Annotated in this window: 6 protein-coding genes and 1 pseudogene; 1 reads left to right on the forward strand and 6 read right to left on the reverse strand. The window is 68.2% G+C overall.

The features are described from left to right. Positions 1-138 precede the first annotated feature (138 nt). The gene (locus G3N93_RS31995; protein ID WP_206134756.1) at positions 139-933 is read left to right on the forward strand and encodes an SDR family NAD(P)-dependent oxidoreductase; all 795 of its coding nucleotides are present in this window, start codon (positions 139-141) and stop codon (positions 931-933) included. 24 nt (positions 934-957) lie between these two features. Here G3N93_RS31995 and G3N93_RS32000 read toward each other — a convergent pair whose 3' ends face one another. From G3N93_RS32000 to G3N93_RS41805, 6 genes and pseudogenes are all read right to left on the reverse strand, one after another. Continuing rightward, positions 958-1,332, reverse strand: a complete 375-nt coding sequence (locus G3N93_RS32000) for a hypothetical protein (RefSeq protein ID WP_174946094.1) — start codon at positions 1,330-1,332, stop codon at positions 958-960. A gap of 211 nt (positions 1,333-1,543) precedes the next feature. After that, positions 1,544-2,614, reverse strand: a complete 1,071-nt coding sequence (locus tag G3N93_RS32005; protein ID WP_206134757.1) for an AI-2E family transporter — start codon at positions 2,612-2,614, stop codon at positions 1,544-1,546. A gap of 126 nt (positions 2,615-2,740) precedes the next feature. Beyond that, positions 2,741-3,850, reverse strand: a complete 1,110-nt coding sequence (locus G3N93_RS32010) for an NADH:flavin oxidoreductase/NADH oxidase (RefSeq protein WP_011355338.1) — start codon at positions 3,848-3,850, stop codon at positions 2,741-2,743. Positions 3,851-3,991: 141 nt separating this feature from the next. Further along, positions 3,992-4,678 carry a type 1 glutamine amidotransferase domain-containing protein gene (locus tag G3N93_RS32015; protein ID WP_174935480.1) on the reverse strand — a complete coding sequence of 229 codons (687 nt, stop codon included), beginning with the start codon at positions 4,676-4,678 and terminating at the stop codon, positions 3,992-3,994. Between the two features lie 469 nt (positions 4,679-5,147). Then, entirely contained in the window at positions 5,148-5,897 is a 750-nt protein-coding gene (locus G3N93_RS32020) for an SDR family oxidoreductase (RefSeq protein WP_174946098.1), read from the reverse strand. Between the two features lie 150 nt (positions 5,898-6,047). Then, a pseudogene (locus tag G3N93_RS41805) lies at positions 6,048-6,210 on the reverse strand (LysR family transcriptional regulator); the annotation flags it as partial.

The raw sequence follows: 6,210 nt of genomic DNA on the forward strand, positions 1-6,210 counted from the left end.
GGGCGGCGCTCCGCCGGTGCGCGGCTTGACCACCGGGTGCCGGCGGCGACGCCGGAACGCGCCGTTGAGCCTAACATGTGAATCCCTGCCGCGGCGGAACCCGCGGCGGATCACGTGCATGCCGCTCCCGTCACGCACATGCATATAGAGCGTAAAGGCAAGACCGCGGTTGTCACCGCCGCCCACGCCGGCAGCGGGCTCGCGATCGCCGAAGGGCGCGCGCGCGCCGGCGCGCGCGTCGTCGTCAACGGCCGCAGCGACGCATCCGTGCAGTCCGCGCTCGCGCACCTGCGCGCCGCCGTCCCGGACGCGGGCTTCGACGGCATCGCGGCCGACCTGTCCGATGCCGCCGGCGTTGCCCGCATCACGCAGCACACGCCCGCGGCCGACATCCTCGTCAACAACGCGGGCATCTATGGCCTGAAGGCGTTCTTCGACATCGACGACGCCGAATGGGACCACTATTTCCAGACCAACGTGATGTCCGGCGTGCGTCTCGCACGGCATTACCTGAAGGGGATGATCGAACGCAATGCCGGTCGCATCGTGTTCATTTCGTCGGAATCCGGCCTGAACATCCCGGTCGACATGATTCATTACGGCTTCACGAAAACCGCGCAGCTGTCGATCGCACGCGGCCTCGCGAAGCTCGCGGCCGGCACGAACGTGACGGTCAATTCGGTGCTGCCGGGGCCGACGATGTCGGACGGCGTGCGGGCGCTGCTGAAGGAAACGGCCGACGAAACCGGCCGCAGCGTCGAGGACGTGGCCGTGGATTTCGTGCGCAACCACCGCTCGAGCTCGATCATCCAGCGGCCCGCGACGCCCGAGGAAGTCGCGAACCTGGTCGTCTACGTGTGCTCGCCGCTCGCTTCGGCGACGACGGGCGCCGCATTGCGGGTGGACGGCGGCGTGGTCGACACGATCGCGTGACGACGAACGGGCACGGCCGCCGCGCTAGCGCGACGCGGCCTTGCCCGTCTGGAGCGTGCCCTTGCGGTCGGCGTCCATGCAGGAATCGAAGCCGCGTTGCGTGACGACGCCGGCCTTGTCGAACACGACGAAATATTCGCGGTGATCGTTGCCGTGCTCGATGAAGTAGTTGTAGCAGACGCCGCTGCCGTTGCGGACCATCCATACGCTGCGCGGATTGCCGCCGGCGCGGACGACATCGGCGCGCGTCGCGCCATGCCGTGACGCGGCCCTCGCGAGCGGCGTGCGCGAATACGAAAACGGCAGCCACGAGTCGAACCACGCGCAACCGTGCAACATCAGGCAGCCGGCGGCCAGGGACAGCGTCGCTGCGGGACGGGACATCGTAATCAATCGCATGCTTGGTGAAATCTGCTGCGCCATGCCGGCGTGATCGAAAGCGCCATGCTACTAGACCTTTGGGTCCGGATCGAAAAGAAATATAGAGATCTTTATCCGAATCCTTGCATTGCATGCCTCGGCACAAGCCGGATCGTCGCCCGTCGCGGCAGCCGATACGCGCTTGAACGCGCATCCGTACGACCCCGTCATGCCGCCTCCGCCCGCCTCGTCATGCAATCCATTCGGCCCACAGCATCGTCAGCACCGTCATCAGCGCGGGGCCGACGAACAGACCGATCAGGCCGAACGTCTCGGCGCCGCCGAGGATGCCGAACAGCACGAGCAGGAACGGCAGCCGTGCGGAACTGCCGATCAGCACCGGCCGCACGAAGTGCTCGGCCACGAACACGACGACGAACCCGAGCACGGCCACCACGATCGCCCACATGGTCGCGCCCTGCACGAACAGCCAGAGCGCCGCGCCGCAGAACACGACCGGCGCGCAGAACGGCAGCATCGCGGCGATCGCCGTGACGAGGCCGAGCAGCGCCGCATGCGGGACGCCGGCCAGCGCATACGCGATGCCGAGCAGCGCGCCCTCGCCCAGCCCGACCACGACCAGCCCCGTCACCGTGCCGAACACGGCCGCGACCATCCGCTCGATCAGCTCCGCGCCGCTGCGTCCGAACGCGCGCCGTGCGCCCTGCAGCAACGCGCCCGACAGCTTGTGGCCGGCGCGCAGGATCACGAACAGCGTGACGAGCATGAAGCCGAATTCGAGCAACGCGTGCGCGAGCTTCGTGCCGAACTGCCGGCCGAACGCGAGGAATTTCTCGCTGTTGACGCCGTGCATCGCGCTGGCCGCATGCAGCGGATGACCGAGGTTGGCCTGCCACCATTCGGTGATCTGCACCGCGCCGTAAGGCAGCCGGCCGACCACGTCCGGCACCGGAATGCCGTTGTCCTGGATCGTGCGCAGCCACTCGCGCAGGTCATGCGCCTGCCCGATCGCCTGGGTTGCCGCGACGGCCACCGGCAGCACGACCAGCAACGAGATCGCCGCCGTGATGACGACCGCGATGAGCGTCGGGCGATTGCGGAACAGCCGGTGCGATTCGAAGCGCTTGAGCATCGGCCACATCGCGATGGCGATCACGCAGGCCCAGGCGATGGCGGGAATGAAATCGCGGATCACCCACAGCGCGATCACCAGCAGCGCCGCATACAGCACGGCGCGGGAGACCTGCTGCGTACGCGGCCGCGCGGCAGGATCGGGAGACGACGGGACATGTGCGCCCATGGCACCTCTGTCGAAATGAAAAAATGGCGGTTCGTGCAGGCAACCGGCCTGCGCGAACCGCCATTCTATCCATCGGCGCCGGATCGGCGGCGCATGTCATGCGCACCGCCCCGGCACCCCGCCCGCTCAGGCCACCTTGTCGGCGGTCCGGTAGCGCTCGAGCCAGTGCGCGTACGGTGCCGGCAGCGTCCACGACGGACGCTCGACGCCGAGCTGCTTGGCCGCGTAGTACGGCCAGTGCGGGTCGGCCAGATGCGCGCGGCCGACCATCACGAGATCGAGCTGCTCTTCCGCCACCACGCGGTTCGCGAGTTGAGGCGTGTCGATCCCCCACGCGGACGACACCGGCAGCCCGGCCTCGCGGCGCACGCGCTCGGCGATCGGCGCGAGGAACGCCGGGCCCCACGGAATCTGCGCGTCGGGCGTCGAGAAACCGACCGACACGCTCAGCATGTCGAGCCCTTCCTGCTTCAGCCGCTGCGTGAGCGCGATCGATTCGGCGAGCGTCTCTTCGTCGCGGCCGTCGTATTCGATCACGCCGAAACGCGCGGTCAGCGGCAGATGCTCCGGCCACACCTTGCGCACGGCCGCCAGCGTTTCGACGAGGAAACGGCCGCGGTTCTCGGCCGAGCCGCCGTATTCGTCGTCACGCTGGTTCGCATGCACCGAGAAGAAGCTCTGGCCGAGATAGCCGTGCGCGAAGTGCAGTTCGAGCCATTCGAAGCCCAGGTCGCGCGCGCGCTTCGCCGACGCGACGAAGTCGGCCTGCACGCGTGCGATGTCGTCGCGCGTCATCGCACGCGGCGTCTTCGGCAGATGCGCGCCGAACGGCACGGCCGACGGCGCGATGGTCTGCCAGCCGCGCGGATCGCCGTCGGCGATATGGTCGTCGCCTTCCCACGGGCGGTTCGCGCTCGCCTTGCGGCCCGCGTGGGCGATCTGAATGCCGGGCACCGCGCCGGCCGCCTTGATCGCCGCGACCGACGGTGCGAATGCTTCGGCCTGCGCATCGTTCCACAGCCCCGCGCAGCCCGGCGTGATGCGCCCTTCCGGCGACACGGCCGTCGCCTCGGCGATCACGAGGCCCGCGCCGCCACGCGCGATGCCGGCCAGATGCACGTGATGCCAATCGTTGACGACGCCGTCCTCGGCGACGTACTGGCACATCGGCGGCACCGCGATGCGGTTGCGCAGCGTGACATCCTTGAGTTTGAACGGTTCGAACAGGGCAGACATCCACGGCTCCTTTGCTTGGTTCTGCAAAACGACTGGAAACGCGTCGTGCGGTGTGCACGACGGAACGATTCGGGCCGTCGCCGGGCGGCCAGCGCCCGGCGACGGATACGGTGCGGCGCCGGCCGGGCCGGCGCCATCGACTCAACGGTGGCCGAGCTGCGCGAGCAGCGCCTCGGCGGCAGGCTCCGACGACGCGGGGTTCTGCCCCGTGATCAGCAGCCCGTCGGTGACGACATGCGGCGCCCAGTCGGCGCTGCGCTCGAATTGCGCGCCGTTGGTCTTCAGCATGTCCTCGACGAGGAACGGCACGACTTCCGTCAGTTCGACGGCCGCTTCCTCGCTGTTGGTGAAGCCCGTCGCACGCTTGCCGCGCACGACCGATTCACCGGTCTGCGGGTTCTTCACGTGACGCAGCACGCCCGGCGCGTGGCACACGGCCGCGACCGGCTTGCCGGCCGCCAGCGCGCGCTCGATCAGGCCGATCGAATGCAGATCCTCGGCCAGATCCCACAGCGGGCCATGGCCGCCCGGGTAGAACACGGCGTCGTAGTCGTCCACGGACACGTCGGCCAGCTTGCGCGTCGACGCGAGCTCGGCCTTGGCCGCCGGATCGGCGTCGAAACGACGCGTCGCGTCGGTCTGGGCCGTCGGATCACTGCTTTTCGGGTCGAGCGGCGGCTGGCCGCCCTTCGGCGACGCGAGCGTCAGCTCGACGCCCGCATCCTTGAACGTGTAGTACGGCGCGGCCAGTTCCTCGAGCCAGAAGCCGGTCTTCTTGCCGGTGTCGCCGAGCGTGTCGTGCGAGGTCAGGACAACCAGAATCTTCATGATCGGACACTCCTTCGAAAATGGATGAGGGGAACGGGGCCGCACCACCGGACAACCCGGCCGGTCGGCGCGGCACGCCTGTCGGTTAGTCAGCTATGACGCGTCAACGTGCGACCCGCGACTCCGAATGCGGCATGCGCCTATTAGACCAGTCGTCTAGAACCATTCGAAATAAAACGACGGCGTCTCGCTGCACCATCAGCATCGCAGCGCGGAATGGCATTCAGATGGCATTTTCGCGTCTTCGATGCATGCGCCGCGGACGTCGTCGCATTCATGGGAACGGATGATAGCCCCGGATTAGACCAGTCGTCTAGTAACCCCTGCCTTCGTCATGGCCTTTCCGGGGAGCACGACCTGCTGGGGTCTGCCGTCGCTCAGCGCTGGCGGCGCGGCAAAGCGGATCGCGGGAACCGCCCGCCCGGCATTGCGCCGGGCGGTTGCGGCCCCCGCCGGTGTGACGACCGGATCAGAGCAACCCCATCCCGCCCGACGCGATGATCTCCGCGCCGACGATGAACGCGGATTCCGCCGCGCTGAGGTGCAGCACCGTCGACGCGATCTCATCCGGCGTGCCGAACCGGCCGACCGGCACGAGGCCCTTGATCTTCTCGGCCGTCTCGTCGAGCGTTGCGGCATCGAACCCGAGCTTGCCGTAGAGCGGCGTCTGCACGGGCCCGGGGCTCACGACGTTCACGCGCACGCCGTGCGGCAGCAGTTCCGCCGACAGCGTCTTCGCGAACGAATTGACGGCCGCCTTGCTCGCCGCGTACACCGACGAGCCCGGCATCCCGATGTGCGCGTTGATCGAACCGTTGATCACGATCGACGCGCCGCGGTTCAGCAGCGGCACCAGCGACTGGATCTGGAAATACGCGCCCTTCACGTTGGTGTTGAACACGAGATCCCACATGGCCTCGTCGCTGTCGGCGAACGGCGCGAGTTTCGCGACGCCCGCGTTGATGAACACGGCGTCGAGCCGCGCCCCCGCCGACGCGATCGCATCGGCCAGCGCGCGGGCCGACGCGACGCTGCCGGCCTCGTTGCGGATCGCCAGCGCGTCGGCGCCGAGCGTTTGCCGTGCGGCCTCGAGCGTCTGCGCATCGCGCCCGGTGATGATGACGCGTGCGCCTTCTGCCGCGAATGCCTTGGCGGCCGCCAGGCCGATGCCGCTGTTACCGCCCGTGACGAGGACCGTCTTTCCTTCGAAGCGTTGCATGATGTTCTCCTGTGAACCGGTGAGTTGACCGTGAACACAGGATGCGCGCGGCGGCCTGCCCTGCCGTACGACGGGCGCGACGAACATGTTCGAAATCTTCGAACGTGTTTGGGCGGCCGGTTCGATTGCCCTGCTTTTTGCGGCGCCGTGTCAGCCAGCCACGTCGATGCCGTCGAGCAGGCGCTGCGCGAGCCGCGGCTCGCGCAATTGCTCGAGCCACCATTGCAGCGCGCGGCCGTCCCGGTCGCCATGCCACGCGACATACAGCCGGTTCGGCTCGCGTGGATCGGCCGTCTCTTTTTCCACGAGTTCG

Origin of the sequence: Burkholderia sp. Se-20378 (assembly GCF_017104665.1) — a bacterium.
GTDB lineage: Bacteria > Pseudomonadota > Gammaproteobacteria > Burkholderiales > Burkholderiaceae > Burkholderia > Burkholderia lata.

Bases quoted from the DNA above. Each gene is read 5' to 3' on its own strand.
- G3N93_RS31995 (WP_206134756.1), top strand. From the start codon at position 139: ATGCATATAGAGCGTAAAGGCAAGACCGCGGTTGTCACCGCCGCCCAC.
- G3N93_RS32000 (WP_174946094.1), bottom strand. From the start codon at position 1,332: ATGCGATTGATTACGATGTCCCGTCCCGCAGCGACGCTGTCCCTGGCC.
- G3N93_RS32005 (WP_206134757.1), bottom strand. From the start codon at position 2,614: ATGGGCGCACATGTCCCGTCGTCTCCCGATCCTGCCGCGCGGCCGCGT.
- G3N93_RS32010 (WP_011355338.1), bottom strand. From the start codon at position 3,850: ATGTCTGCCCTGTTCGAACCGTTCAAACTCAAGGATGTCACGCTGCGC.
- G3N93_RS32015 (WP_174935480.1), bottom strand. From the start codon at position 4,678: ATGAAGATTCTGGTTGTCCTGACCTCGCACGACACGCTCGGCGACACC.
- G3N93_RS32020 (WP_174946098.1), bottom strand. From the start codon at position 5,897: ATGCAACGCTTCGAAGGAAAGACGGTCCTCGTCACGGGCGGTAACAGC.